At 63.7% G+C, this 26,792-nt stretch carries 22 protein-coding genes and 2 other RNA genes; 5 read left to right on the top strand and 19 right to left on the bottom strand.

The annotated features are described in order from the left end of the window. Positions 1 to 164: 164 nt before the first annotated feature. Together ACCQ01_RS00465 and ACCQ01_RS00460 are read left to right on the top strand one after the other, a co-directional pair. Entirely contained in the window at positions 165 to 2,660 is a 2,496-nt protein-coding gene (locus ACCQ01_RS00465) for a DEAD/DEAH box helicase (protein ID WP_228433547.1), read from the top strand. A gap of 368 nt (positions 2,661 to 3,028) precedes the next feature. Beyond that, a complete protein-coding gene (locus tag ACCQ01_RS00460; protein ID WP_228433615.1) occupies positions 3,029 to 4,453 on the top strand; it encodes a ribonuclease H-like domain-containing protein in 1,425 nt (474 codons plus the stop codon). 366 nt (positions 4,454 to 4,819) lie between these two features. Here ACCQ01_RS00460 and avrBs2 read toward each other — a convergent pair whose 3' ends face one another. Both avrBs2 and ACCQ01_RS00450 read right to left on the bottom strand, forming a co-directional pair. Continuing rightward, on the bottom strand, positions 4,820 to 7,015 hold the full coding sequence (gene avrBs2 / locus ACCQ01_RS00455; protein WP_228433548.1) for a type III secretion system effector avirulence protein AvrBs2: 2,196 nt from the start codon (positions 7,013 to 7,015) through the stop codon (positions 4,820 to 4,822). 87 nt (positions 7,016 to 7,102) lie between these two features. Beyond that, on the bottom strand, positions 7,103 to 8,260 hold the full coding sequence (locus ACCQ01_RS00450) for an ROK family protein (RefSeq protein WP_104550474.1): 1,158 nt from the start codon (positions 8,258 to 8,260) through the stop codon (positions 7,103 to 7,105). A 104-nt stretch (positions 8,261 to 8,364) separates the two neighbouring features. Here ACCQ01_RS00450 and ACCQ01_RS00445 point away from each other — a divergent pair, with 104 nt between their 5' ends. Both ACCQ01_RS00445 and ACCQ01_RS00440 read left to right on the top strand, forming a co-directional pair. Next, positions 8,365 to 11,028, top strand: coding sequence for a TonB-dependent receptor (locus tag ACCQ01_RS00445; protein ID WP_228433549.1), 2,664 nt, complete (start codon positions 8,365 to 8,367; stop codon positions 11,026 to 11,028). Positions 11,029 to 11,038: 10 nt separating this feature from the next. Beyond that, positions 11,039 to 11,830: a DUF1868 domain-containing protein gene (locus tag ACCQ01_RS00440; RefSeq protein WP_228433550.1), complete on the top strand. Its 792-nt coding sequence runs from the start codon at positions 11,039 to 11,041 to the stop codon at positions 11,828 to 11,830. 50 nt (positions 11,831 to 11,880) lie between these two features. Here the strand turns inward: ACCQ01_RS00440 and ACCQ01_RS00435 are convergent, their stop codons facing one another. From ACCQ01_RS00435 to ACCQ01_RS00405, 7 genes are all read right to left on the bottom strand, one after another. After that, entirely contained in the window at positions 11,881 to 12,996 is a 1,116-nt protein-coding gene (locus ACCQ01_RS00435) for a saccharopine dehydrogenase family protein (protein WP_228433551.1), read from the bottom strand. A 56-nt stretch (positions 12,997 to 13,052) separates the two neighbouring features. Then, positions 13,053 to 13,919, bottom strand: a complete 867-nt coding sequence (locus tag ACCQ01_RS00430) for a hypothetical protein (protein WP_228433552.1) — start codon at positions 13,917 to 13,919, stop codon at positions 13,053 to 13,055. A gap of 139 nt (positions 13,920 to 14,058) precedes the next feature. Next, positions 14,059 to 14,517 carry a hypothetical protein gene (locus tag ACCQ01_RS00425; RefSeq protein WP_228433553.1) on the bottom strand — a complete coding sequence of 153 codons (459 nt, stop codon included), beginning with the start codon at positions 14,515 to 14,517 and terminating at the stop codon, positions 14,059 to 14,061. Positions 14,518 to 15,588: 1,071 nt separating this feature from the next. After that, positions 15,589 to 17,325, bottom strand: a complete 1,737-nt coding sequence (locus ACCQ01_RS00420) for a M56 family metallopeptidase (protein ID WP_228433554.1) — start codon at positions 17,323 to 17,325, stop codon at positions 15,589 to 15,591. 3 nt (positions 17,326 to 17,328) lie between these two features. Beyond that, positions 17,329 to 17,715 (bottom strand): BlaI/MecI/CopY family transcriptional regulator, encoded by a 387-nt coding sequence (locus tag ACCQ01_RS00415; RefSeq protein ID WP_228433555.1) that lies wholly within the window; start codon positions 17,713 to 17,715, stop codon positions 17,329 to 17,331. A gap of 637 nt (positions 17,716 to 18,352) precedes the next feature. Further along, complete coding sequence (locus ACCQ01_RS00410; protein WP_228433556.1) at positions 18,353 to 19,393, bottom strand: lipid A deacylase LpxR family protein; 1,041 nt, start codon at positions 19,391 to 19,393, stop codon at positions 18,353 to 18,355. A 332-nt stretch (positions 19,394 to 19,725) separates the two neighbouring features. Next, complete coding sequence (locus tag ACCQ01_RS00405) at positions 19,726 to 20,157, bottom strand: nuclear transport factor 2 family protein (protein ID WP_228433557.1); 432 nt, start codon at positions 20,155 to 20,157, stop codon at positions 19,726 to 19,728. 93 nt (positions 20,158 to 20,250) lie between these two features. Between ACCQ01_RS00405 and ACCQ01_RS00400 the strand changes: the two genes are divergently transcribed. Continuing rightward, positions 20,251 to 20,325: non-coding RNA, sX9 sRNA (locus tag ACCQ01_RS00400), on the top strand. Positions 20,326 to 20,787: 462 nt separating this feature from the next. On the opposite strand, the gene ACCQ01_RS00395 is transcribed toward ACCQ01_RS00400, so the two are convergent. The 10 genes from ACCQ01_RS00395 to ACCQ01_RS00350 form a co-directional block, all read right to left on the bottom strand. Beyond that, a complete protein-coding gene (locus ACCQ01_RS00395) occupies positions 20,788 to 21,372 on the bottom strand; it encodes a zinc-binding dehydrogenase (protein WP_228433558.1) in 585 nt (194 codons plus the stop codon). A gap of 15 nt (positions 21,373 to 21,387) precedes the next feature. Beyond that, positions 21,388 to 22,186, bottom strand: a protein-coding gene (locus ACCQ01_RS00390; protein WP_372358844.1) for an IS5 family transposase whose coding sequence is annotated in 2 segments (ribosomal slippage) — positions 21,388 to 21,916 and positions 21,915 to 22,186 — 801 coding nt in all. Because the reading frame shifts where the segments join, the coding sequence is not laid out codon by codon here. Further along, positions 22,156 to 22,635 carry an alcohol dehydrogenase catalytic domain-containing protein gene (locus ACCQ01_RS00385; RefSeq protein ID WP_228433560.1) on the bottom strand — a complete coding sequence of 160 codons (480 nt, stop codon included), beginning with the start codon at positions 22,633 to 22,635 and terminating at the stop codon, positions 22,156 to 22,158. The genes ACCQ01_RS00390 and ACCQ01_RS00385 overlap by 31 nt, the downstream gene beginning before the upstream one ends. A 79-nt stretch (positions 22,636 to 22,714) precedes the next feature. Further along, positions 22,715 to 23,080 (bottom strand): DoxX family protein, encoded by a 366-nt coding sequence (locus tag ACCQ01_RS00380; protein ID WP_267132140.1) that lies wholly within the window; start codon positions 23,078 to 23,080, stop codon positions 22,715 to 22,717. A 40-nt stretch (positions 23,081 to 23,120) separates the two neighbouring features. Further along, positions 23,121 to 23,195, bottom strand: a non-coding RNA gene (locus ACCQ01_RS00375) — sX9 sRNA. 170 nt (positions 23,196 to 23,365) lie between these two features. Beyond that, positions 23,366 to 24,136, bottom strand: coding sequence for an SDR family NAD(P)-dependent oxidoreductase (locus tag ACCQ01_RS00370; RefSeq protein ID WP_228433561.1), 771 nt, complete (start codon positions 24,134 to 24,136; stop codon positions 23,366 to 23,368). Beyond that, on the bottom strand, positions 24,133 to 24,609 hold the full coding sequence (locus ACCQ01_RS00365; protein WP_228433562.1) for an ester cyclase: 477 nt from the start codon (positions 24,607 to 24,609) through the stop codon (positions 24,133 to 24,135). Before ACCQ01_RS00365 ends, ACCQ01_RS00370 begins: the two co-directional genes overlap by 4 nt. A gap of 145 nt (positions 24,610 to 24,754) precedes the next feature. After that, positions 24,755 to 25,177, bottom strand: coding sequence for an ester cyclase (locus tag ACCQ01_RS00360; RefSeq protein ID WP_228433563.1), 423 nt, complete (start codon positions 25,175 to 25,177; stop codon positions 24,755 to 24,757). A gap of 81 nt (positions 25,178 to 25,258) precedes the next feature. After that, positions 25,259 to 25,858, bottom strand: a complete 600-nt coding sequence (gene wrbA, locus ACCQ01_RS00355) for an NAD(P)H:quinone oxidoreductase (RefSeq protein ID WP_115576223.1) — start codon at positions 25,856 to 25,858, stop codon at positions 25,259 to 25,261. Positions 25,859 to 25,919: 61 nt separating this feature from the next. Further along, positions 25,920 to 26,585, bottom strand: coding sequence for a hydrolase (locus ACCQ01_RS00350; RefSeq protein ID WP_228433564.1), 666 nt, complete (start codon positions 26,583 to 26,585; stop codon positions 25,920 to 25,922). Positions 26,586 to 26,792 lie beyond the last annotated feature (207 nt).

Below are 26,792 nucleotides of genomic sequence, written 5' to 3'. Positions count from 1 at the left end.
CTTCGAGGTGGGGGAGCCCGCCGGCGCCGCATGGCGTGGCCCGGTGGGCCCGACAGGATACCCGCTTGCTGAATCCGCTCAGTGACACAGGCTCGCCGGTTTGGCCGCGGTCTCATACCCTGAGACACCTCCCCTGTCTCATGCCCCTCTTTGGGAGCCGCCGTATGCCTCCGTTTGCCCTCGCTCCCCGCACCGAAACCGCCGAACGCGCCCTGGCCACCACCGATGGCCGGCCCAGCCGCGACGGCGCATTGCTCACCGAGCGCCTGGAGCGGCGCTACCACGACCGCATCACCGGCAGCTTCACCATTCCCGGGCGCGAAGGCCATTACGCGCCGATTCCGGACGACGTGCCGGCGGCCCTGGCCGATGCGCTGCGCGCGCGCGGCATCAGCCAGCTCTACAGCCACCAGGCCGATGCCTGGGCGGCCACCCAGCGCGGCGAGCATGTGGCGATCGTGACGCCCACCGCCTCGGGCAAGTCGCTGTGCTACACGCTGCCGGTGGTGAGCGCGGCGATGACCGCCGACGCCAAGGCGCTGTACCTGTTCCCGACCAAGGCGCTGGCGCAGGACCAGGTGGCCGAGTTGCTGGAGCTCAACCGCGCCGGCGAGCTGGGGGTGAAGGCCTTCACCTTCGATGGCGATACGCCCGGCGATGCGCGCCAGGCGATCCGCCTGCATGGCGACATCGTGGTGAGCAACCCGGACATGCTGCACCAGGCGATCCTGCCGCATCACACCAAGTGGGCGCAGTTCTTCGAAAACCTGCGCTATGTGGTGATCGATGAGATCCACACCTACCGCGGTGTGTTCGGCAGCCACGTCACCAACGTGCTGCGCCGGCTCAAGCGCATCTGCGCGTTCTATGGCGCCAATCCGCAGTTCATCCTGTGCTCGGCCACCATCGGCAACCCGCATGCGCACGCACAGGCCTTGATCGAAGAACGCGTGCATGCCATCACCGAATCCGGCGCGCCTACCGGTGACAAGCACGTGCTGCTGTGGAACCCGCCGGTGGTCAATGCCGACCTGGGCCTGCGCGCCTCGGCACGGTCGCAGAGCAACCGTATCGCGCGCATCGCCATCAAGAGCGGGCTGAAGACGCTGGTGTTCGCGCAGACGCGCTTGATGGTGGAAGTGCTGACCAAGTATTTGAAGGACATCTTCGACCACGACCCGCGCAAGCCGGCGCGCATCCGTGCGTACCGCGGCGGCTATCTGCCCACCGAGCGGCGTGAAGTGGAGCGCGCGATGCGCGCGGGCACCATCGACGGCATCGTGTCCACGTCTGCACTGGAACTGGGCGTGGATATCGGCGCGCTGGACGTGGTGATCCTCAATGGCTACCCCGGTAGCGTGGCGGCCACCTGGCAGCGGTTTGGCCGCGCCGGGCGGCGGCAGCAACCGGCACTGGGTGTGCTGGTGGCCAGCTCGCAGCCGCTGGACCAATACGTGGTGCGGCACCCGGATTTCTTCGCCGATGCCTCGCCCGAACATGCACGCATTGCGCCGGATCAGCCGCTGATTTTGTTCGACCACATCCGCTGCGCGGCGTTCGAATTGCCCTTCATTGCCGATGAACCGTTCGGCCCGATCGACCCGCTGGTGTTTCTGGAAGCCTTGGCCGAAAGCGAAGTGATCCATCAGGAAGGCGACCGCTGGGAATGGATTGCCGACAGCTACCCGGCCAACGCGGTGAGCCTGCGTTCGGTGGCCGATGGCAACTTCGTGGTGGTGGACAAGACCGACGGCAAACAGCAGATCATCGCCGAGGTGGATTATTCGGCCGCTGCGCTCACCTTGTACGAAGGCGCCATCCATATGGTGCAGAGCACGCCGTACCAGGTGGAGCGGCTGGATTGGGAAGGCCGCAAGGCGTACGTAACGCGCACCCACGTGGACTACTACACCGACAGCATCGACTACACCAGGCTGAAGGTGCTGGACCGCTTCGATGGCGGCGTGGCCGGGCGCGGCGATTCCCACCATGGCGAAGTGCATGTGGTGCGGCGTGTGTCCGGCTACAAGAAGATCCGTTACTACACGCATGAAAACATCGGCTACGGCCCGGTGAACCTGCCCGACCAGGAACTGCACACCACCGCGGTGTGGTGGCAGCTGCCGCAAGCCACCTTGGGCAAGGCATTCGCGTCCAAGCAGGATGCGCTGGATGGTTTTCTGGGTGCGGCCTATGCGCTGCACGTGGTGGCCACGGTGGCGGTGATGGCCGATGCACGCGACCTGCAAAAAGCCGTAGGCAATGGCGACGGCGCGTGGTTTGCGGTGGCCGACCAGACCGGCCGCGGGCAACTGCGCGGTGTGGAAGAAGGCGAGGAAGGCACGGTGGAGTTGCAGCAGGCCTTCGTGCCCACCGTCTACCTGTACGACAACTTCCCCGGCGGCGTGGGCCTGAGCGAACCACTGTGGTTGCGCCAGGCCGAGCTGCTACAACGCGCCGACGAGTTGGTGCGCCGCTGCGATTGCACCGCCGGCTGCCCGGCCTGCGTGGGCCCGGTGCTGGCCGCGCACGAGGAAGGCAAGGGCGAATCGCCGAAGTCGCTGGCACTGACGGTGCTGGCGCTGTTGTTCGACCCGGATGCGCCACTGCGCCACGCCACGCACGTGGATGACGACCTGGCGCTGGACGTGCTTGCATGACTGTGAGTGCGGACCGCCTGCGGCTGTTGCGCCGCCAGGCGGGGCAGACGGATGTGCGCGGGCCGGTGGGTGGAGAGGCTGCTACGTCGGCGCGTGTGGAGGCGGCCGATGCGTTGCGCGTGGATGGTGGTGCGCGCGCGGGTGCGGGTGCAGCTGTAGAGGCGGACACGTCCGTTGCTGTTGGTTCCGGTGCACAGGCCAGTGTCGATGGCACCGCCGCTTCGCAACGGGCCGCAGTTGCCGTGGACGGCACGCGCGCTGACAGCGCCGCAGCGCACGCCACGGCTGGTGAACGGCTCGATGTGCCCTCGAATGCCGTCAGTGCGCGCGATCTTGCGACCTATGCCGATGACCTGCAGCCGTTGAGCATGCGTCGCGATGCCGGGACGGTGCAGCGTGGTGAGCACCGTGCGGCGTCGCGTGCCGCAACATCGGCGCCGCCCGTGCCTGTGGAAACAGATGCGCCTGTTGCCATGGCGACTGCGGCAGCGGGCAACACGACCGGTGTCAGTGCAGAGCGGCTACGGCTATTGCGTCGCCAGGTGGGTGGCGTGACGCCTGCGCCCCGGAAGGACGCCGCGGCAGTGCCGACGCGCGCACAACGGCAAGCGGTGGCGGGTGGTGGTGTGGCGGCATCGGGAGCAACGGCGCGCGGATTGTCAGATCACGCTGCGCGTGCGTTGCCGTCATCCACGCGCGATGACGGCGCGTTATCGTCTGACGCGAACGCGGGTACGCGGAGCGCTGGCGTGATGCGCCCCACGCGCGCGTCCGGCGCAAGCAGCATGGATGCGGCCCAGCAGCAAGCCAGCCCATCGGGAATGATGCGCCGCGCACTCCAGTCACCGGCGTTACCGCCGGCACGCGATGCATCAGTGTTTGCGTGGGTGGAACACGATGTGCGGCACAAGCCCGCGGTAGCGCCCAGTGCCGGAGTCGCGCCTGCGTTGCCAACAGTGCAAACGCCAGCAGCGGCGCCAGCCATGCAACGGCGCGCCGACATCGGTGCGTTGCGCAAGATGATTGGTGTGCGAGAGCGCGCGGTATCCGCCACCATGCCGGTGCGTGTGCCTTCCCTTGATCGGCATCTGCCAGGCGACGAAATCGCACCTGGCCTGCACCTGATTCAAGCCTTCCTGCCGCAGGCGATCCCGCGCGAGGCGCTGTCGCTGGCTTTCGCCAAACGCGAGGATGCGGTGGAACCGGAGCACCTGCTGTTCTTCGATACCGAAACCACCGGCCTGGCCGGCGGCACCGGCACGCGTGCCTTCATGATTGGCGTGGCCGATTGGCGCGTGGATGCCACGCGCGGCAGCGGGCTGCGCGTGCGTCAGTTGATGATGTCCACGATGGCCGCCGAAAGCGCGATGCTGGATCTGTTCCGCAGCTGGCTCACCCCGCAGACGGTGCTGTCCAGCTACAACGGCCGTTGCTACGACGCGCCGCTGTTGAAGACGCGCTACCGGCTGGCACGGCGCGGCGATCCAATTTCCGCACTGGACCATGTGGACCTGCTATTCCCCACCCGGCGCCGGTATCGCGGCACCTGGGAGAACTGCAAGCTCTCCACCATCGAGCGGCAGCTGCTGCGCGTGGTGCGCGAGGACGACCTGCCCGGCTCCGAAGCCCCGGCCGCCTGGTTGAGTTACCTGCGCGGCGGCAGCGCGCGCAACCTGCGCCGCGTGGCCGAGCACAATCATCAGGACGTGGTGACCTTGTCGCTGTTGCTGCAACGCCTGGTGGCGGTGGACGCGCAGGACCGCGAGGTGATTCCGATGCTGGAGATGCCGTAACGCTGGACCAGGCGCGGCAGTGGCGCGATGCTGGTATGTCTGAGGGCGCGCTACCCCTCGCCTTCCTCGCCCGGAGCGATGCATATCCCGGGCTGCAGTGCATCGGCTGCTGCGTGATCGGTGCGGCTCACGCAGATAACAATTAAACACGCACATCGCATCGGCAATGCCGTGCTTGTGCAGCCACAAGATACTCATTTGACGCTCCTGGAAGCAGCAACGACGTGGCGCTCTTTCAAATGCGCTACGCGATGACACGCCTGCCGCCATTCAATAATGCGCCTGCTTGCCTGGCACCGGCGAAAGCACCGTGCTTCCGGCATGCCGCCGGGCGCGGCGTGTCAATGCAGGATTCTTGCGTCAGGATCATTCCTCCGGCTCGGCGTGTTTGGCCTGCTCGTTGAGATAATGGCTCACGGGTGCGCCGCGATAGCGATCGGTTAGCAGACCGAGCGATTCGGCACGCTTATCGGTGGCATCGCGTGCTGCCGGTGTCTGCTGCGCTGTCGCATCTCGATCCAGTGTTGCTCCTTCGCGCGCTGCGTCGACGTTCACCTTGTCCAGGGGCTGCTTCATCGCATTGAACTGGCTCAGTCGCAGGCCGACAAGCGCGGCATCGCGCCCGGTGTCGATGGGCGTGCCTGGAGGGGCGTTCAACTCCACGCCGGTGTGCCCACGCGGCAGCGTACGGTTCTCACGCAGTGCCAGAACCTCTTCGTTCGGCTGGTCGGTAAGCACACTGTCGCCTTGATCGCGGAATGCACCTGCAGTTCCACGTGTCGGCTCGAAGCCGGTCTCCGGAATCGGATTGATCTCGCCGAACATGCCCCAAGTAAAGTATTTCCGGCTTCCATCCGACTGCGCCATCGAAAAATCTTCGTAGCGGTAGGCCGAACTCAACGCGGCTTTCTCATAACCTGAACCGGGCTGCTGCAGGCTTGCGCGAGCGTCCTGCAAGGCCTTGCCTGCTTTGCTGTCGCGATCGGTGACCATGGTCTCGGCAACCACGGGATGCATGCCATTCCAGCTTTGCATCCAGCCGGTGGCGGTGTCGACCAGGCCGCTGGTGCTCTCGTCGCCGGGAAAAAGGGCGCGCAGCTGCGGATCCTGGATGGAGTCCTGGTCCAGGATGGGCACGACCTTGATCTTGCTGAGATCGCGACGTAGTTTCTGACGTCGCGGTTCGTCCTGCGAATGCAGAGGATTAATCTGCAGGCGCTTGCACATGTTAGAGAACAGCTCATCGAAACCGCCCTTATAGGCAGCCGAATACACCTTGACCGCCGTGAAGCGCCGCAGCTGCGGTTGCTTCATCAACAGCAGGGCAACGTCCTCGGCGGTTTTCTCCTTGCAGTCCAGCACAACCGACATTCCGGGCTTGGTGTGCACCACATGCTTCAGCATCTGTTCGATGCTGGAAAGACGTTGAGTGGTCTGCACGAAGTTGCCGTCCACAGGATTGCGAATCACCAGCGGTTGATCGTGCAATTGCGAAAACGGCGTGTTGGCGACCAGCGGATTGTCCGGATCATCCAGCACCCGTCCCACCGTGAAATCGTGCAGCATCATCGGCACACCGTCGGCACTTACCTGGACATCCAGTTCGACGGTGCGATACCCCTGCGCATACGCGTGATCGACTGCAGCGAGTGAGTTCTCCGGAATGCCATTGCGAAAGTCGTAGAGCCCACGGTGCACCATGACGTCCTTACCGAGCGACTTTGTGCTTTCTGCCTGGAGATAGTTCTCGTGGACGACCTGCTTGAGGTGTTCGTGCAGCTGCGTGGCCTTGCCTTCCAGCAGACGATGATCGTCGGGCTTGTAGAACCCGGCGCCGCCGTGCTGTGCGGGAACCTGATGCCCGCGATACTTCAAGGTCTGCTGCATCTTTCGTCGCGCTGGATGTGACTGCGAAGCAGCCGCCAGCCAGGCGGGATTTTCCACTCCATGCCCGGGCAGATCCAGCGCCTTGGGCAAGGCGGTGCGCGCTGCGTCGCTGAAGGTGTCGCCAGGCGCAAAAGCGCGCTGTAGATCGAAGATGATGCGGCCTTGCTGCGCATCGACCAGCACCGGGCCTGCCGCTGCACTTGCGCGTCCGGGCAGGCCGCGCGCCATGGCGTTGAACGCGGTGGTATCCAGGTAGACCGGCTCCAGCGTTCCGGCGGCAAAGCGTGCCGCGATGCTGTCCGGTTTGAGCGCCATGCCGGCCTGCGCGAAATGGGTGGCAAGCTTGCTTTGCGCTGCCTGCACGATGATCTGCCTTGCCTGCACTTCAGCCAGCCGCTGCTCCGAAAACTCGCTGTCCAGCGCCACCAACGCCTGCTTGCCGGTCATGGCGCTGTCGTTCAATGGCACCAGCGGTGGTTGCATGAGGGCCTGGCGACGAGGCCGTGCACGCAATGGCAGATTGCCGCCTGGCGCGTGCGGCACCTCCATCGGGGTGATGGCACTGGTGTGCGTGGGTGTTGCCAGCGCGGTGGTGTGCGTGGCGGCTGGTTGCAAAGGACCAATACGCATGACGACCTCAAGAGCACTGCGGGCGGCCAGTAAAGCGCGTGGCATATGACAATTCGCAACCGAGGCGAAGTCTGCCGAAGCAATGCGAAGCGATGCCCCCGGCGCACCGCACCACGTGGTCCATCGCCTGCTTTAGAACAGCGTTTCCTTGAACGGCAGCATGGCTGCGCCCAGCACCGTGGCGTGTGCCTGCACCTGCCCGACCAGCAACGCCGGATACGGCGATGCAACGCCGCGCCGTGGCGCGGATTCGAATGCGATACGGGCGATCAGCCGTTGCGCAAGATCTGCCGGCAGGCGAGCGCCGAAGACGATGACGCGCGGGTCGATCAACGCGATGATCGCCGCCACCGCCAGGGTCACGGTGGGTTGCACCGCATCCAGCCAGGCCTCGATCTGCGGCCAGGCCGCGTCGTAGTGCTGCAGCATGGTGTGCAGGTCCGGCAGCGCATGGCCATCGGCGACCAGCGCCTGGCGCAGGCTTTCCAGCGTTGGCCGCGCCATGCCGGTGATGGCCGAGATGCGCCCCAGTTCGCCCACGTTGCCGTGCGCGCCGCGGTGCACGCTGCCGGCGGCGATCACGCCCGCGGCGAAGCCGTCGGCGATCGTCAGATAGACCAGATCCGGCGATTGGCGGCCGACCCCGTACAAGGCCTCGGCCAGGGCGGCGCAATGGGCGTCGTTGTCCATCCAGACCGGCAACTGCAGACGCTCGGCGATGAACCGGTCCAGCTCCACCTGCATCCATTCGGCGGCCAGCGAAAGCGGCGGATTGACCCGTGTACCGTCGCCGATGCGCGGGCCGGTCATGCTGACGCCCACCCCAAACAGCTGCTGCCGGTCCACACCGGCCGCCTGCAACAACTGCTCCAGCAATTCCGGCAAGCGCGCCGCGAGCAGATCCAGCGTCAGCGGGAAGGCCGTGAGCTGGCGCATGCCGCGCACCTGCCCGGCGAAGTCGATCAGCACCACCGCGATGCCATCGACCATCACCGAGACCCCCACGCTGAACGCGTAGCCGGGCACCAGACTCAGCTGGACGCTCGGTTGGCCGCGACCACGCCGCAGCGACGGGCCGAGCTGGAGCAGGCCCTGTGCGACCAGCGGGTCGATGATGCCCTTGGTGCCGGGAACGCTGAGCCCGCTGGCACGCGGCAGATCGGCACGTGCCAGCTGGCCGGCACTGCGGATCAGATCCAGCAACGCGCGCTCGCTGGAACCGGCGGCCTGCCCGTCGCTACGACGGCGGTAATGCGAACGAATGGCCGCGTGGGCGAAGAAGGAAGACATAGGGAGCAAAAGGGCAGTGGATGTCACATAAGCTTAAATTAAGCAGATTAATTTAATCCGCCTGCGGCACCGCGTTGGGGCCGCCCGACATCGCGGATCGTGCCATGCGTCTGTTTCATCCCTCTTCCTCTGGCCCTGTGTGTCTGCCCGGTCCGGCCTGCGGCCCGCAGCGTCGCATATTGTCGCTCGCGCTGGGCATGGCCGTGGTGGGCTGGATGCACGCGCCGGCGCAGGCTGCAGAGGCGCCCGCCGATGCCTCGGCGCAGACCCTGGATGCCGTGCAGGTGCGCAACCCGTTCCAGTCGCAGAACACGCGCGCCATCGCCACCAAGCAGGCGGCGCCCACCATCGTCGATTCGGTCGCCGCCGACAGCATCGGGCAATTGCCGGACTTCAATGTGGGCGATGCGCTGCGCCGGGTCACCGGCGTGAGCACCGTCGAATACCAGGGCGAACCGCGCTACGTGACCGTGCGCGGCCTCAACGGCAACTACAACAGCATGCTGATCGATGGCTTTGCGTTTGCCAGCAATGACATCGGCAGTCGGCAGGCGTTGATGGATGTGCTGCCGGCGAATTTTGTCGACCGCATCGATGTGGTGAAGTCGCTGCTGCCGGAGAACGACGGCGCTGCCATTGGCGGTGTCACCAACCTGGTCACCGCGACCGGCTTCGCGCGACCGGACGGCCTGCTGACGGCCTCGGCCAAGGGCGGTGCCAACCTGATGGGGCAGCGCTACGGCGGGCGCACCCCGGTGGGCGAGGGCGAATTGAAATGGAGCAAACGCTTCGGGCGTGAGGGCGAATTTGCCTTCCTCGGCGCGGCCAGCGTGTGGCGCCGTGAGATCTCGGTGCCGCAGCAGGAAAACGGCGGCGGCTTGAATTGGTACGACGCCGACGGCACGCGTGCGCCGCTCGCCTATGCCGGCGTGGGTGCTGCCGTGCCCAGCGAACGGCGTTGGTACAACTACGACAACACCCGCGAACGCCGCGGCGTCACCCTGCGCGTGGACTGGCAGCCGGACGGCCCGCTCAGTGGCCATATCTCCGGATACGCGTTTCGCCAGCGCGAGGCATCGGACCGCAACACCCAGGCCGCACAGGTGCAAAACAGCGCGCGCCTGACCCGCACCGGCGCGCAAGGCGGCACGTTGGACAACGTCAATCAGCTCGTCGAGCTGGGGCAATTGCGTTGGAAGCGTGGGCTGTCCGGGCTCAATGGCGAGCTGCTGGCCGAGCTGCCGGCCCAGTGGCGCGGCGCGCTGCGGGCAAGCACCTCGCGCGCCACGGTGGACAACCCGCAGACCTGGGATCGCTTCCAGCAAAACCGCCTGGCCTACACGTTCGACTGGACCGGCACCCTGCCGGCCTTCGCTGCGTTGAACCCCACGCAGGCCGACGACCCCGCACGCTACGCCAACCTCAATCACCAACAGGAGCGCACGACCTACGCCGAGCGGGTCAGCGACCTGCAGCTGGACCTGCGGCGCAACATGGACGAGGACAGCCGCGGCCTGGGCCTGGCCTGGGGCCTGCGGCAGGTACGCACGCACATGCAGACCGCGTTTGCGCGCACCACCTGGAGCGGCTTGCCGTATGCGCTGGACAACGTGCTGGGCAGCCCGATCTGCGCACTGGGCTGCACGATGCCGATGATGACCATCGACCCGGCACTGGCCGACGTACGCTGGGATACGGCCGCCGGCCAGGCGCGCGGCGTGGTGGACACCAGCGCCCAGAACAGCGGCAGTTACAACGTGGACGAGCAGGTCCGCGCCGGCTTTGCCCAGGCGCAATGGCGCGGGGAGCGCTGGCAGGTGGCCGGGGGTGTCCGCCTGGAACAGACACGCTTCGGCAGCGCCGGCCTGCAGGCGAGCGGCGCCACCTGGACGCCGGTCAGCGCGGTGCGGACGTATCGCAACTGGTTGCCGTCGTTTGCCGCGCAACTGCAGACCAGTGCCAACGGCATGCTGCGCATTGGCGCATCGCGCTCGATCGGCCGACCACGCCTGGACCAGATGGCATTGAACGGCGGTGTGCTGACCCTCGGCAGCACCCCACCCACGCTCAACCAGGGCAACCCGGACCTGCAACCGCGCCGCTCGCAGAATCTGGACCTGGGCCACGACTGGACCTTCGACGATGGCGGCAGCCTGCTGTCGGTCGCGCTGTTCCACAAGACGATATCCAACGAGATCTTCCGCTACGGCCAGCTGCAGGACATCGACGGCCAGCAGGTGCTGGTCACCCAACCGCGCAACACCGACCGCCCGGTGCGCCTGCGCGGCGCCGAACTCGGTGCCATCAAGGAGCTGGGCCCCTGGTTGCCTGCACTGAACGGCCTGTCGGTGGGTGCCAACCTCACGTTGCTGGACGTGGCGTATCCGGTGGTGCTGGGCGATGGCACCCGCACCTCGCTCACCGTGCTGCCACAGCAACCCAAACAGCTGTGGAATCTGAGCATGAATTACGCGCGCGGCCCGCTGCGCGCATCGCTGGCCTGGAACCACACCGGCGAGCTGTGGGACGACCGCTACCCCAACTACAGCAACGCGCTGGAGTTCTACCGCAACCGCTACCAGCAGCCGCTGGATCGCATCGACCTGAAACTGGGCTGGGACGTGTCGCCCACGGTGGCGGTGAGCCTGGATGTGCTCAACCTGGCTGGGCAAGGCTATCAATACCGCATCGGCCGCCAGCAGGAATACGTGCAGTCGGCGTGGAAGATGGCGCCAACGGTGATGCTTGGCGTCAATGTCAAACTCTGAGGAACTGCATATGCCCCCGCTTCCACCTCCACGCATCAGCCGACGCGCCCTGCTTGCCTGCGCCGGCGCATCGGCATTGGCCGCTACAGTGCCCGCACTCGCCACTGCGGCGGCTGCGGCGCCCTCGGACGTAGGCCGCAAGTTTGCCCGCTCCCGGCGCCCGCTGCCGTTTGCGGGCAACACCTTCGTCGGCCATCTGCTGCAACAGGGCGATGGCTACGACAGCTTCGACCGCGTGCTGGATATCTATCGCGAATTGCCGGAGCAGCGCTTCGGCAACAAGTTCGCGCTGCTGCCGCCCAGCAGTTATCACGTGACCCTGCTGGGCGGCGTTAACGAGACCGATCGCAAACGCGGGCCATGGCCAAGCGATGTGGCACGCGATGTGCCGCTGGGCGAGATCAATGCCAGCTTCCTGTCGCGGCTGAAGCAGCGCGCTGCCGCCCCGTTGGGGGAATGCCGGTTCATCGTCGACCCGTCTGTGGCCAAGACCGGCAGCAACGACAACCTGCTGATTCCGCTGCTGCCGGCCGATGCAGCAACGACGCAGCGGCTGGACGCTGCACGCGCGGGGCTCATGGCGCTGACCCGTTTGCAGCGGCCGGACTACGTCAACTTCCGCTTCCATATTTCGTTGGCGTATCTGTGCGCCACGCTCGATGCTGCGGAGCAGGCGGCGTATCGCAGCGTGGTGACGTCGTGGCTGAAGCGGCTTGCCGACGCTGGGCCAATCACCATTCCGCACTTTCACTTCTGCACGTTTGCCGACATGTACGCGTTTCGTACCGAATACGAAGTGTGAGCGTGGCTGAAGGTGACCGGCGCTGTCACTGACAGCTTTGCGGGGCACGCTTATGCCCGCGCCTCAGACACCTCGGTGGTCATCTGCCACGCGGCGAACGCCTGCTCGAACTCGGCCAGCGTCAGCAAGCCCATACAGGCATGGGCGCCGCTGGGCAATGCAGCGCCGGCGGCGAGTTTACGTACCAACAGAATCGCGGCCAGGCAGGGAATCTCCGGGCCGTGCAGCATCGGGGCGGTGAGGTCCCAGTGCACGGTCAGTGGCTGGCCGTCGCGCTCGCCGCGCAGCATCACGCGCATCCCGCCCAGGTCGGTGCCGAAGCGATCGAACCAGCGCCCGGCGCGTGCGAGCAGCTGCGCCACGCGCGCCATCGGTAGCGGCACCCCGCGTTGGCGCAGCCAGGCGAGTGCGGCCAGGCAACGCTGCAGGAAACCCACCTCCAGCGCGGCGCGGAACTGCACGCTGCGGACACCGGGATAGCGTTGCGGCAACAGGTCGTGGTCGGGCACATCGCAGGGGGATGCCAGGCGCGGTGCTAGCCTTGCGAAGTGCACATGTTGCGGCGCGGCCCATCCCACCACGGTCTGCCAACGCCCCTCGCTCCACCACCGAAACGGTGTGCCGCAGTACGACAGCACCGCGCGCACGGTGGCCAGCCCCAACGGCGTGCCCTGCGCTGGCGCGATCACCATGCCGATGTCGTGCAACGCAGAAAACCGTGGCAGCAGTGCGTCGATGACCGCGCTCGACAGCGCCGGCAAGGTGCTGGCCCCGCTGATCGCCACACGCCCGGCCTGCTGCGCAAGCGCGTTCATGGCGCCTGGGAAATCACGCACGAAGCTGCGGCCGTCCGCCAGGTCGATATAGTGCATGCCCGCCTGCAGGCAACTGCGCGCCACCGCGTAGTCCTGGCCCTGGAACGGCCCGGCGGTGTGCACCACCACGTCGGCCGCGGTGGCAGCCAACTGCGCGGCGAAGTCGTCAGCGGCCATGTCCAGGCGGCATGCCGAAATGCGCCCGGGCGCGGCATCGGGCCAGGTGGCGGCGATCGCGCCCGGATGACGCCCCGCAGCGATGACATGCACCTGTGGCGCCGCCGCCAACGCACGCACGATGCGCGCGCCGAAGTGCCCGTAGCCGCCCAAGACCATCACCCGATATGTCATTGCCTGCTCGCCGCCTGCCGATACCGCACAGTATCGGCGAACAGGCAGTGCGGCGATCAACGCTCGACCAGGGTTGCCAGCCCGTGCTGGATTGCTTCGCGCATCAGGCTTCGCGCCTGCGCCTCTGCGCGCGCACTGGCCACTGCTTGCTGCTCGGCAAGGTCGGCCTGCTGCGCGGCCAGTGCGGCCTGTTGCGTGGCCAGCGCCTCCATCTGCTGTTGCTTGCTGCGCTGCTGCGCCGCATTGGCTTGCTGGGCGGCATGCTCGGCCTTGCTTGAGGCAGAGGGACCACCTGCGATTGCTGCATGCGCCTGTGCGGCAGCAGCGGCTGCATCGTGCTCGGCCAGGGCGGCCATCTGTTCGCCCAGTGCACCTTGCTGCTCGCCCAGCCTGCCTTGCCGCTCGCCCAGCGCCCCCTGCGCATCGCCCAGCCGCGCCACCGGTGCATAGAGTGCATGCAGGCGATCGAGCGTTGCCGGGTCGCGCACCACGTAGCTCTTGCCGCCACTGCGGAACCACAGCACTGCGTTGCTGTTGCCGGCCAGGCGCTGGGCGCGCTTGAGATCATCGAGCGTGCCATGCATGACGTTCTCGCCGTTGTGGATCAGCACATAGGCGTCCTGGTCGGCGCTGGCCGAGAGCCTGAGCTGGCCGTGCGTGGTTACGCCGCTTGTTGCCGGGCGGGTTGGTGCCGACGTCGGTGCCGTGGAGCGCGAGGTGTTGGCTGCCTGGGCTGCGGTCAGTGCGGTGTCGGCGCGCAATGCTGCCGCGCGTGCAAGCTCAGGCGCCGCTGCAGTGGCGGTGTTGCGTGCTGCCTGCGCCGCAGGCATCACGCTCAGGCAGAGCGGCAGCATGGCGGTGAGCGCAACACGCTGGATCACGTGCATGCGAGCGCGCGGAAGCAGACGAGTGGTGTACGACATAAGAATCTCCACGGATGAGTGAGTTGGTGCGGACGGTGTTGCGTTGATGGGCAGGGCCGAGCATTGCGTGACATTGCTGACAGCGTTTTGGAACACACGCAGCACGATGCAGCGCGGCACGCGTTACCTGCCTTGGCCGCTAACCCGCCACCCGCGTTGCCCGGCCACTGGCGAGCGCCTCGCGCAAAACGCCCAGCGCCTGACGTGTGGCCAGACGCGTGGCGCCCGCCTGTTTCCTTGCCAGCGCGGCCTGCTGTTCGGTCAATGCGTGTCGCTGGGCGTCCAGGGCCTGCGTGCTGGCGGGCGGTACCTTCGACGACGGCGCACCAGATGCGGCAGTGCCTGCCTCGGGCGCTGCAGCGAGCTGTGCATCGAGCGCCTGCTGACGCGCATCCAGCCGCTCCTGCGCCGCGCGCAATTGCAGGCTGCGTGCATAGCCGGTGCGCAGCCGATGGATCAAGCCGGGGTCGCGCACCACGTATTGCACGCCGCTGGCACGGAACCACAACACCCAGCCGTTGGCATTGGTATGCCGGCGCGCGGCCTGCAGATCGTCAGCCGTGCCGTGCATCAGCTCGCGTTCGCCCTGCAGCAACACATAGGCATCGCCATCGTCTTGCGTACTTGGCGTCGCGGTGCCGCAGGTACGGCTGGTTGGCAGCGCATGCTGTGCGACTTGGCGTGGCCGCGGAACAACGAAGGGGTGCGCCGCTTGCGTCGAAGATGAGACAGGCGCGAGTGGCGCCGGCGGATGCGGTGATGCTGTGGGTGCGGCCGGTACAGAAGGCGCAACAGGTTGGGCGTGGCGTGCGCGCGCCGCAGGTGCTGGCGATGCAGCGCGCAATGCTGTTTCCGGAGCAGCCGGTGCTGCAGGTTGCGCTGTGGCGCTGGGCGACACTGCCGACGCAGGCGGCAACGGCGCAGCGGCGGCTGCGGGCGCCGCGCTTGCCAACGACGCAGGTGCAAGCGGTGTCGCCATCACTGCAGGTGCGGCGAACGCACCGAGTGCCAGTAGCACCGCATCACGCAGGTACCGCTGTAGAAGGTTGATCTGGCGCATGTGCAATTTCCTTGAAAGGTTGGTTCCGCCTGCACGTATGCGCAGACGAATTGGGGAACAACAAACGCGCGCCCACGGCGTTGCCGACGCTGTGGGCGTCGAAACTCGGTGGATCGGTGGATCGGCGGGCAAGCCGGTGGCGTGGCCTGCTTTGACTTCAGGTGGTGCGTCTAACGCTCTGCGTTACAGCGCTACGCAGCGACGTGACACTGTGACTTGATGCATCTGCGATCTCCTCAACGTGCAACGGGTGCCTGCTTGACTGCGCAGGTGGATCAAGAACTGCGAATACACGGCACGGCGTTGCCGACGCTGCAGGCGTCCAGACTCAGGAAATGCCGGGCTGTGGCGGGCCCGTGGTGAAGCAGGTGCTACCTGTAGCGATGCGATACCAGCGCATTGCGCCGGCAGGTGCTTGGCGTCAGTAACTGCGCTGAAGCGCAATGAAAAAGATTGCGCTCACCGCGCGGTGGGTGCGCAGTCGTTTTGATAGCTGCTTTTAGCAGGCTATGAAGGGATTCGTCGCCAAAACCCGCGCTTGGTCCATGCCGGCTCCTGATACCGACCGCACCCGCCTGACGGTAAGCGCAGCCGTTTCGTCGATGGCTCCTAGCTGTTCTTCGCCCGTTCTGCTTCTGCTTGCGCGTGGTCTGCCTCGACTTGCGCTTTTTCGGCCTCTACCTGCGCCTGCGCTGCCTCGCGTTGCGCTTGTGCCGCTTCCCGTCGCCCGCGTTCGGCTTCGGCGCGGCCCTGACGCGCGGCCTGCTTGGCCATTTCGACCTGCTGCCGCGACAGCGCGTCTGCTTGGCGCATCGCAGCGGCATACGCGTATTGCGCCTGACGATGCTGCTGCGCCACTTCGCGAATCTGTTGCTCGGCTTCGCGTGCTTGCTGTTGCGCGTCCTGTTTGGCTTGGGCCAATTCCGGGCCCAACGAGGCCAGTTGTTCGCGTGCTTCCTGTAATGCGTCCTGTGCTTCCTGCATCCGCTCCTGCTGCATCTCAAGGTCCTGGTTGTTGGCAGCGAGCGCGTCGTGCACCGCGGCTTGCGCGCCACGGGTGGCATCGCGGCGGATGCGGTCCAGGTCGAGATTCCAGCCGCTGTCCGCTGGGTCCGCATCCGCGTCATGCAGCGGCTCGGCACCCAGCACATCGGCGATGACACCGTGCGTGGCAGGGGCGGCCGCTTCCGCGGGCGCAGCAGCCGGCAGCGCCGGTGCAGGCAACGCGGTCATCGGTGCTGCAGCGTCTGCAGTGTTGACCTGTGCGCGTGCAGCGCGTGCTGCTGCCGGGGCAGTGACCACAACCGGCTGCATGCGGGGAGACGTCACCGGTACCGGCTTGGCCACCAGACGCAGCGGCAGCACACCGCACACCGCTACTGTGGCCAAAATCACCGCGGCGGCCAGCTGTGGAAACGCGCGGGTGTCCTGCAACATCGACAGCCTGCGCTTCAAACTGATAAACGAGGGCGACGCGCTCGCCACGCCACCGCGTGGGCGCGGCGCCACACCCAGTTGCAGCAACAAGCGGCCGTACTCGTGACGGCAATGGCGGTGCCCGGCGACCACAGCAGCATCGCAAGCGGCTTCACGGGCGATGCCATATTCGCGCGCGGCCAGATGCACCAGCGGGTGGAAGAAGAACAGGTGCTGCGCCAATGCCGGTAACAAGCCCCACCACAGATCGCCACGGCGCAGATGGATCAACTCGTGGGTCAGCGCCATGTCCAGATCGTCATCGGCCATGTGCGGCAGACGTGCAGCAGGCAACAGCAACACCGGTTGCCACGGGCCGATCAACTGCGGCGAATCGATCTGCGATGACAACCGCAGGGCCGGCGGGCGCGATAAGCCATGCGCTTCGGAGGCCATCTGCAACGCCTGCACCAAGGCGTGGTCGGTGCAGGGCTCGGCCGCACGCACCAATGCACGGCTGCGCAGATAGGCGCGCGCCGTGCCGGCAGCCAGCACCAGCACGCCCGCCGCCCACAGCGCCAGCAATGCCATCGCAACGGTGGGCCAGGAGCCGACCTGCATCGCCTGCGCGGTGGCGCTGGCATGTGCGGCCGTGGATGCCGCGGCGGCGTTTGCCATCGGGGCCAGGCTATCGGCCGAACCCAGCGCAGTGGTCAGGTGATGCGCTGGCAGCACCGGCAGCTGCACCGGGCTGCTCCATACCAAGCCAACCAGCGCCTGCACACCCACCAACCACCACAACCAGGTTTGCGTGGCCGCCGGCAGACGGCGCACGCCGCGACACAGCGCCCACACGACCAACACCAGCACCGCGGTTTGCACGCTGGTGGCGCCAAGCTTCCATAACACCGCTTCGATCAGGGGCGACATGACTCAATCCTCCTTGCGCTGCGATTGCAGCTTGACAACCAATGCTTCGAGTTCGGCCAGTTCGGCATCGCTGACTTCGGCGCGCTGCGACATCCACGCCACGAACGGCGATACCGACCCCTGCAGGGTCTTTTCCACGAACTGCCCCACCGCCCCACGCACCACATCGTCCTGGCCAGCGGTGGCGCTGTAGCGGTACATACCATCCACCTGTTTGCGCCGCAGGAAGCCCTTGGTGCGCAGCCGCTCCATCATGGTCAACACGGTCGAGCGCGCCAGCCCACGCGGCTCGCCGAACGCCGCAGCCACCTCACCGACACTGGCGTGCCGCTGTTCCTCGATGTGTTGCAGCAGGGCCAGCTCCTGGTCCCCGATGGTCTTGCCGCGCATGCCCGACTCCCTGACTACAGTTGTCGCTACGCTAGGCCTGACGACAGCTGTAGTCAATAGGTCGGATGGCAGGGTGCCGTTGGTGCGGTTGAGCAGGAGGTTGTTGGGTTGGGCAGAAGGTGAGATTTCAGGAGGGAACGTGAGAGTGATTTGCGGCAGAAGGTGAGAGTGGCAGCCTTGAACAGAAGGGTCTCAGCAGTGCGCAGCCGTTGGCACCAGGGCTGACAGTTCCTGGTTGATCGAAGATGGATCATCAGTGTCGAGGCATCTTGATCGCTACCGGATGGGGCTACTGCAGCTTCGAGGCTGCTCGCGAGCGGGGGTGGGAACCTGCGGCCACCGGAATGCCCCCCATACGCGATGTCGCTTGCGGACCTGACAGGCCTTCATCTTTCTAGTCGGCGATCTAAGTGTTGTTACGCAACCGCCGCCAAGCGTTCTCCGAAAGCTCTTCAAAGTCCGCGAGCAATAGCGGTAGTTGCTCCTGGGCAGACAGGCCCATGGCTCGGCATAACGAAACGAACTCGACCAAATCCAGGCGTCTCTCTCCCCTTTCAATCTTGGAGATCACGGTCTGAGTTGGCCGGACTCTTTTCTCGAACCTCGCCGCTAGCTAGATGTGTGACGCCAACGCCTCCTACAGCACATAGGTCACCGCCACGCTTCCATAAACCGGTGCATCCGCTTGCGTATCGAAATCACGTGTTGCATGCATTCGCGAGAGAACGATGCGCCACCGGCCTTTCGCAACGTCAACGCCGTAACTGATCACTCCGACCAGCGGGCGTTTGCTAACGCTGTGGCTATTTGCAAAAGTGTTGCCATCGAGCGTGACATCCCTGGCTACCAAGCGACCGGTTGCGCCTAGAAATAGATGACCTGACCATTGGCGCAAGGCGTCACCTTCGCTCCAAACCAGGCCTTCACCAACGCTTCGAAAGGACGTTGTTCCAAAGTCATTGGGCAGCCGAAATCCTAGGCGCAACTCTCCCCCCACCTCAGCTGCGGTGAGGAGGTTGCCAACCTGGCCCTCCCAGCGGCTGATCATCTGGGATTCCAAACCACCCATCAGCCGTCTGGTGGGTGATCTATGTCGGTGTTCATAGCCAACATTGAAGATGGGCTCATCTTTTAACTGGTGATCCCAGCCAAGGAAGCGCTGACCGCCGGTGATTTCATGTGCCATCCCCTGAACCTGCTTCCCGCGCGCCGCTGGGCCGACGACACCGATGGTCAATCGAACGCCTCGCTGCAAGTTGGCTTCTCGCATGCTGTAGCTTCTGCTGACCAACAGTACGCCGGCATAAGGGCGGTCATCCGCGATGAGATCACTGCGGCTAGCCTGAGTCGGAGTAAAGATCGCATGTTCCACCGACACGGCCGTGCTGCCCTGACCTTTCTTACCGCCAAACATCCATTTGACCAGCCACATCGTGGCTCGGCTATCCCAGCTAGCGCACATGTCTCCCGGCTCGTCGAAAGGATGTCCGGTGAAGGCAAGCAGGATCCCATTGGTATAGCCACGATCCTGATGTCTTCCGCCCAACAAGTCATTGTCCAGCCGGATGTTCGCAGTGGATCTTTGGCGGTCAACCGACGCGCATGCGACGGACGCTGTCGCGTCGTCTACGGCTGTAGAAAACACAAGACCGAGACAGAGCCAGTGGATGAACGGCATACGTTTCCTGCATAGGTAGGGAGTCTTTGCGCGCAGATGGCACGGCTTGGATGATTGCCAGGCTTTCTGCGCCATGGCGACTGACGTCTCTATGACGTGAGCACGTGCTGCGCCACTCTTCGAAACCTCTAATGGCAAGAGGCTGATGCGGACCAACAGTCAGCACGCACATGCATCAGTGCTGACTAGTGGCCGGGTCTATGAGCCACATGGCGCCGTGCCCACAGCATTGAAGAGCGTGTGATCAACATGACTCAGGAATCTGCGATCACAGCCATGGTCAGATGCGTGCTGGTGATATTGCATCAGCGCATCGCGAAGATAGCCTGTACTCAGGCTACGGCGCTCGCCGTGAGTTGCTTGAGCACGTCATAGAAATCGAAGTAGGAGTCAGCACGGACGATCTTTCCGTCCTTGAGCCGATAGACATCGCAGAAATTCACCTGCATTGGCCTGCCAGTGGGCTGCAGTTCGCCAGCAGGCGAGTTGAATACACCCAAGTGTGTGCCACGGCCGATGCCCTGTGCGATCACATAGTCATCGATTGCGATGATGCTACGCAGCTCACAGGTGGCGTCCGGGAAGATACCGAACCAGCTCTTCCACGGATCGAGGATGGCATTGATGCCGTATGTGGTGAAATTGAACGGAACGTCAAGCCATTCGCTCTCCGGCGCTCCGTAGCTGGCAATTGTCTGCAGGTCTTTGCTGTTGACGGCGTCATACAACTCGCGGATAAGTTGCTCGTTCGCTTGATTGATCATGGGATGCTCCTTGGTTGAAGGTTCTTGTCTTAGAGCAGCTATCAAAACTACTGCGCAGCCGTCAGGCGGGCGCGGCCGGTGCTCGGAATCGGCATGTACCCACGTACATTCCGGTTCCTCCGCGCCGTCCGCACCCACCTGACGACTGCTCGCTACGTTTTGTTAGCCGCTCTTAGTCCCGGCAATGTGTGGATTGCTTGGCAGTGATCAAATCTTAGGCAGACGCGCTGATCATGCGAATACCTTTTCGTGTGCGGGGATTGCCGGTTTCTATCGGTGCATCTGCCCAATAGTGCGTAGCGCGTGCCGCCCCACTAGTCGCTCAAGACGTGCCAAGAGCGAAGGGGGACCAGGCGGGTGAACCTCGCGCACCCGCTTGTATCGCTCGTCAATTGGGCAGCGCCCCTTGCCGAAGCATCTGCGGCACAGTGGACTAGCTCCATAGCGCAGACCTCTGACATGGCGTAAGGCATACGCGGCACTGCGCGGAGCACGACGCCGCTGCTGCGCAGCTAACTTTGCGCCGGAAAATTGCCTTCGCATCACGGCCACGATGACAGAGATTCAATCTTTATTGACAGGAGAAAATTTTCTACTTCGTGCTTGCTAAGCGTGCGCGGCCATGCATATTCATGGCATCAGCAACATTGGACCGGCGACTGTCCTTGCAGCGATGTCTGCATGAGCGAGTGCCGCGCTAGCAAGCGGATAAGTAGTGGCTGAGAGTGTTCCGAAGACACCGCTGCGATATGCGTCGAACACGTCTTTGGCTGCCTGCGCTGCCCTGCCCTGGAGATGCTGCGCCATGGGGCCGCCAACTATCCGGACGCCTCGCGCCGCCAGGCTCGCCTGATCCACCTCCGGTGCACCCGACGCAGCGCCGATCGTGACGAGTGTGCCGCCATCGCGCACCGTAGCCGCTGATGTTGCAAAGGTCGCCTTGCCAACGAACTCGTAGACGACATCAACGCCCTTCGGTGCCAAGGCACGGATTTGGGTGGTTACCTGCGCGTCGCTCGACAGCAGTGCGTGATCCACTGCTCCGTGTAGTGCTAGTCGCTTGGTTTCCGAGCTGGCGGTTCCGATCACCATGGCGCCCCGTGTTCTAGCCCAGCGCGAGAGCAGCGTGCCGACATTGCTGGAAGCGCCTTGCACCAAGACGACCTCACCAGGCTTGAGGGGATGGAAGCCATTGATCGCAGTCCACGCGGTCAAGCCCTTAGAACCTGTTCACGATCTTCTGAGTAATAGTGCCAAGAAGGCCAAATGGATGAACTGCAGGCTGGTGTTGAGTTTGCGCTCGCAGTTCTTCCATAGCCTTCGGTTCTTCTCCAGCCAAGCAAAACTACGCTCGACGATCCATCGCTTGGGCATGACCTTGAAGGTGTGCAGTTCGCTGCGCTTGGCAATCTGCACCGTGAGCTGCTCGCCTAAAATTCCTCGCACGCCGTCGGCAAACCGTACTCCGGTGTAACCGCTGTCGCACAGTAAGGTTTGTACATGCGTCAAGTTTGACTGGCAGCGTTCCAACGCCTGCAGCGCACCTTTGCGGTCGGTCACCTCCGCCGTCGTCACCGCGATTGCGTGGGGCAATCCCTGAGTATCAACAGCGATATGCCGCTTGATGCCCGACACCTTCTTGCCCGCGTCATATCCCTTTTGCCCCGCTGTGTCCGTGTTCTTTACGCTCTGCGCGTCCACGATCAAGAACCTGGTGCAAGCGTTGCGCTCCTGTCTGGCGCGGGCCACGCCAACCTGATTTTTTAAGTGCCTGCTCCAGCAGGCTCACTCCCTCATCATCGCACTCGCTCCACTTGGCAAAGTACGAGTGCACGGTCCGCCATTTCGGAAAGTCGCTGGGTAACGCTCGCCATTGGCAACCGGTTCGCAGCACGTACAACACTGCGCACCACACCTCATACACATCCACACGGCGTGGCTTGGTGCGCTTACGCGCTTGTTCCAGGATCGGCAGCACGTGTTCGAACTGCTCCCGGCTCATGTCGCTCGGATAGGTCTTTTGGCGCATCCGCATAGTCTGCACTGATCAGGAAAGATCGTGAACAGGTTCTTAGTGAGTACCGTCGCGATCTGGGAGGAAGAAAGATCAGCTGGGGAGCGCACCAGATCGGCCGCGTTGACTAGGCGTACTTCGGCATACGCGCCTGGGGACAGAAAATAAGCCATTCGGTCACCGACAGAGATGTCCTCTACTCCGGGACCTACTTCTTCGACGATGCCCGCGCCTTCCACGCCGGTGACCCCTGGCAACGGCCTTGGGAAGATGCCAAGGCGAAACGCCGTATCGATGAAGTTGACGCCAATCGCCTCCTGGCGTAGTCGAACCTGGCCAACGCCGGGGGGCCCTACCTGTTCGTTTTCTGGCGCCAGCACCTCGGGGCCACCGTACTGACGAAATCGAATTGTTGTTGTCATAGAAGACTCATGAGATGCCAAGATACGATTGTTGAGGCGCACGCTGCGCTCCGCCGGTACGCTCCACGGTCGGCAGACGCTTCATAACGAGCAGAAAAAAGACGCCGCAGGTTTGCTGCGATTACAACGCCCCCGGCTGCAGCGAAGTTCGCCGGGCATCCAGGCTGTAGCTACCGGCACCAAACACAATGATCTGCATGAAGCCGCCAGCCATGGTCAGATTCTTTAGGAAATGGATCAATTGGTTCTGGTCCGAGAAATTGGCGTGAAAGCCCAAGGCCGTTGCTATGCACATCAGCGCGAGAACTGCAGCTACCCACCGGGTACGAAAACCCAGCACCAAGGCGATACCTCCGAGGATTTCTACAAGGACGGCAGTACCGAACGCCAACTGGGGCAATGGCAGGCCTGCGGATGCGATATATCCGATGGTCGCTTCGGGTGCAACCACTTTTCCGACCCCCGAAATCAGAAACAGCACGGCCATAAGTAGCCTTCCAAGCAGCGCCAGTGCGGGGATTAAGAGCGGCTAACAAAACGTAGCGAGCAGTCGTCAGGTGGGTGCGGACGGCGCGGAGGAACCGGAATGTACGTGGGTACATGCCGATTCCGAGCACCGGCCGCGCCCGCCTGACGGCTGCGCAGTAGTTTTGATAGCTGCTCTAAGCCGGAGTCAGTGGTGCGCGCGAAAACTGTTGTTGTCGACATACAGATGGTTCCCCTTATGTGAGTGTGAATCAGCGTTTTTACTAAGCGCGATAACCCGCCCCGGTCATAGCACCGATAGCAAGCCACCATCGACGTACAAGGCGATTCCGGTGACATAGCTAGACATATCCGATCCCAGCCAGACCACGGCATCGCCGATCTCGGAAGGCTTGCCAAGTCGGCGCAGCGGTGTTCGTTTCCGAAAGCCCTCAGATGCTTCTGCCACGCCTGGCGTATTGCGCAGTAATGCGGTGTCGATGGTGCCCGGGCAGATTGCGTTCACCCTGATACCCGTCGGGCCGAGCGCATCGGCCATCGCTTTGGCCATCAATACGACGCCGCCCTTGCTGGTGGAATAAGCGACCGTCATGCCCGCGCCCTTGATCCCGCCCATGCTTGCCATCATGACAATGCTGCCTTGCTTGGAATGGCTCTGCATCTGCCTTGCTGCCGCCTGCGCACAAAACAAGACGCCGTCTAGGTTCACCGACATCAGGTGCCGGTAAGCGTCCTCGGCAACATCGACACCATCAGCGCGCAGCGTGATTCCCGCGTTGCATACCATGACATCGACGCCACCAAACTCCTCAGCCGCATCAACCAATTGATCAACTTGATCGCGCTTGCTCACGTCAGCAGTGACAAAGCGTGAGCGTATACCCAGCTCCATCAGCACACTGGTCGTTGACTCGCCACCTTCACGGGGCGCCTCAGAGACATCGGAAACGACAACCGCCTTAGCGCCGTGCCGGGCAGCTGCAACCGCTATTGCTCGACCGATCCCACTTGCTGCTCCCGTGACGACGACCACTTTGCCCGCCAGAAGATCGGTCATGGCGCTAACTCACTTTTTTCGGATGCGTGGTTCAGCACGTTCTGAAAGTTACGGAACGCCGACACTTGATGCGTCGCACCGAGCTGGGAATGAAAGGTTGCAAAATCCGCAACCTCCCAGTGCTCTGCGAGCTTTCGGTCCTGGATCCGATAAATCTGGAAAGCGAGAAAGTCCACTTGGTTTCCGGTCGCTGCGATACCGCCGAAGTCACCAAGGTGGGTTCCAGAGACCCGATTCATGACTGCAACGCGATCGCCCTCGGCAAGCATCTGCTCGATGGTCCAGGTAAAGTCGGGGAAGCTGTTCTTCAAGCCCTGCAAGTAGTTGCGGATGACGTCGATCCCTGCTGTCTGCCCTTCCAGGCGATCACCGTAATCCTGGGTGACAATGTCTGCTAGATGCGTCAAGTCACCGCGGTTGAATGCGTCGAAGTAGCGCCGCACGAGCGCCTTGTTCAAATCGATATCAGACATGTTGGCTGGCTCGGCGACGATCGACGCGAAGGAGATCTGCAGGCAGTCCTGCCAATAAAGACTGCTTAGCAAATGGATGAACGTGCATAGTCATGCTCTAGGCCTGCAATCTGTGTGTGAGGTTGGATGTGGCAGGAACTGCACTTCAAGACGGCAATGCCCCGAGCTGCTGCATCAGCGAGTAAAGATTGGCCACGCCCCAGTGCTCTGTGATCTTCCCGTCACGCACACGCATTGCATCAACAGTCTCGAACTGGACGCTACGTTCGGTCGGCGCGATCCCGAACAGTGGTCCGAGATGGGTACCGTGATAGGTTTTGAACGTCGTGACTACGTCGTCTTGGACGGTCTGCCAGTGAATGACCGGACGGAAGTCCGGAAACGCATCGCGCAGCCGACGGTAGAGCACGCGTACCCCATCCTTGTTGGCCGTTGTGCCCGGCTGGGGCGTATGGTCCACGAAATCTTCTGCAAACAGTTCCTCGAACAGCGCGAAGTCACCCTGCCCTTGTACCTGCTCGGTATTTTTGCGCACGATGGCTTTGGCCACTTCAGATGCCTGGCTCACTGGTAACTCCATCAGTAGGAAAACGACGTCCCTGGTGCAACTCAATGCGGCGTTGAAAATCCGCTTAGGCACGTTCTTGTTTCAGTCGAAGAGCTTCGCTGCGGTCCGAGCAACTAGTTCGCCCTGATGCCGTGCGCCAGCCAGGTCTATCTCGGTGGGTCGACGGGAGCCATCACCGCCAGCAACGGTTGTGGCCCCATACGGCGCACCACCCACGATCTCGTCGACACTCATCTGACCTTGGTGGCTATAAGGGAGGCCGACGATGGTCATCCCGTAGTGCAGCAGATTGGTGATGATCGAGAACAACGTCACCTCCTGCCCACCGTGCTGAGTCGCGGAGCTGGTGAACGCCGCACCGACTTTTCCGTTTAGCGCACCGCGCATCCACAGGCCACCTGTTTGGTCAAGAAAAGAAGCAAGCTGCGAGGACATGCGGCCATAACGGGTTCCGGTTCCTACTACGATGGCATCGTAGTGTTCGAGCTCCTCGACCCTGGCAACTGGTGCCGACTGATCGAGCTTGAATCCGCTTCTAACCGCCACCTCTTCGGGAACGGTCTCCGGTACCCTGCGAATATCAACAGTCGCGCCAGAACTGCGAGCACCTTGTGCGATGGCTTCGGCCAGCGCTTCGACGTGCCCGTAAGACGAGTAATACAGCACCAATACTTTGGCCATTGAAATTCCTTCAGATGTTTGGCGTGACGATTTTTAGCGCGGTCGGGGCGTGCGCAGCCGCTCAGATGCCAGCGCCGGCCTTGCCTGCCAGCAGTTGGAATTCCCAAGCCAGATTGGTCGCCGTTGCACCGCCGTGCTGTAGCAACACCTCGACCAGCTTCGCTGCTGATTCTTCCCGCGCCCAGTCACGCTGCAGTTCGTATGCGAAGACGACCCAGGTCAGCGGCACTGCACCCGCCTGTATCATTCTGGCGATACCCATTTCGTGAGCCTCGACGCTGGTGCCGCCGGAGGCATCTGTGACGAAGTAGACCTCGTAGCCCTCACCCAGCGCTTGGATCACCGGAAACGCAAGGCAGATCTCGGTCCACAGCGCGGCGATGACGACCTTCTTCCGACCGGTGCGCTTGACCCACTCGACACAGGCCGTGTCTTCCCACGTGTTGATTGTGGTTCGGTCGATGGGCGTCTGCTCCGGAAACACGTCCAGCAGCGGTTTGACGATGTAACCGCCGCGATCCTGGACGACGCTTGTCAGCAATGTCGGTACGCCAAACACCTTGGCTGACTTGGCAAGAGCCACCACATTATTGATGAGCAGGGCGCCGTCGATGTTCTTGACGCCGCTCACCTGAAACGGCTGGTGATCGATCAGCACCAGGACGCAGTTGTCGGGGGTAAGCAGAGCCTCTAGCCCAACCTTGTTGTTCTGCATTTCATTTGCCATGGTGTTCTCCCTAAGAGTGGAGTCACGTTACTGGCAAGGTCTGCATGCGAACATCCATCGTCGGCTCAGATTTTATCTACGCCTTTTGATGGATGTCGGGAGCCAGATCAATCGCGTAGGGTGTGCGGCGCGGCGTACAAGCCCGTGCAGCCACGCGGTGCATTGCGAAGGGATGTGTCAGTGATCAGTTCCAAGCAGCTGCTCAAC

The organism is Xanthomonas sp. NCPPB 4037 (assembly GCF_041475695.2).
GTDB classification, from domain to species: Bacteria; Pseudomonadota; Gammaproteobacteria; order Xanthomonadales; family Xanthomonadaceae; genus Xanthomonas; species Xanthomonas campestris.
The sequence above is the reverse complement of the archived record's forward strand: the minus strand, read 5'-3'. Positions and strand labels throughout refer to the sequence as shown.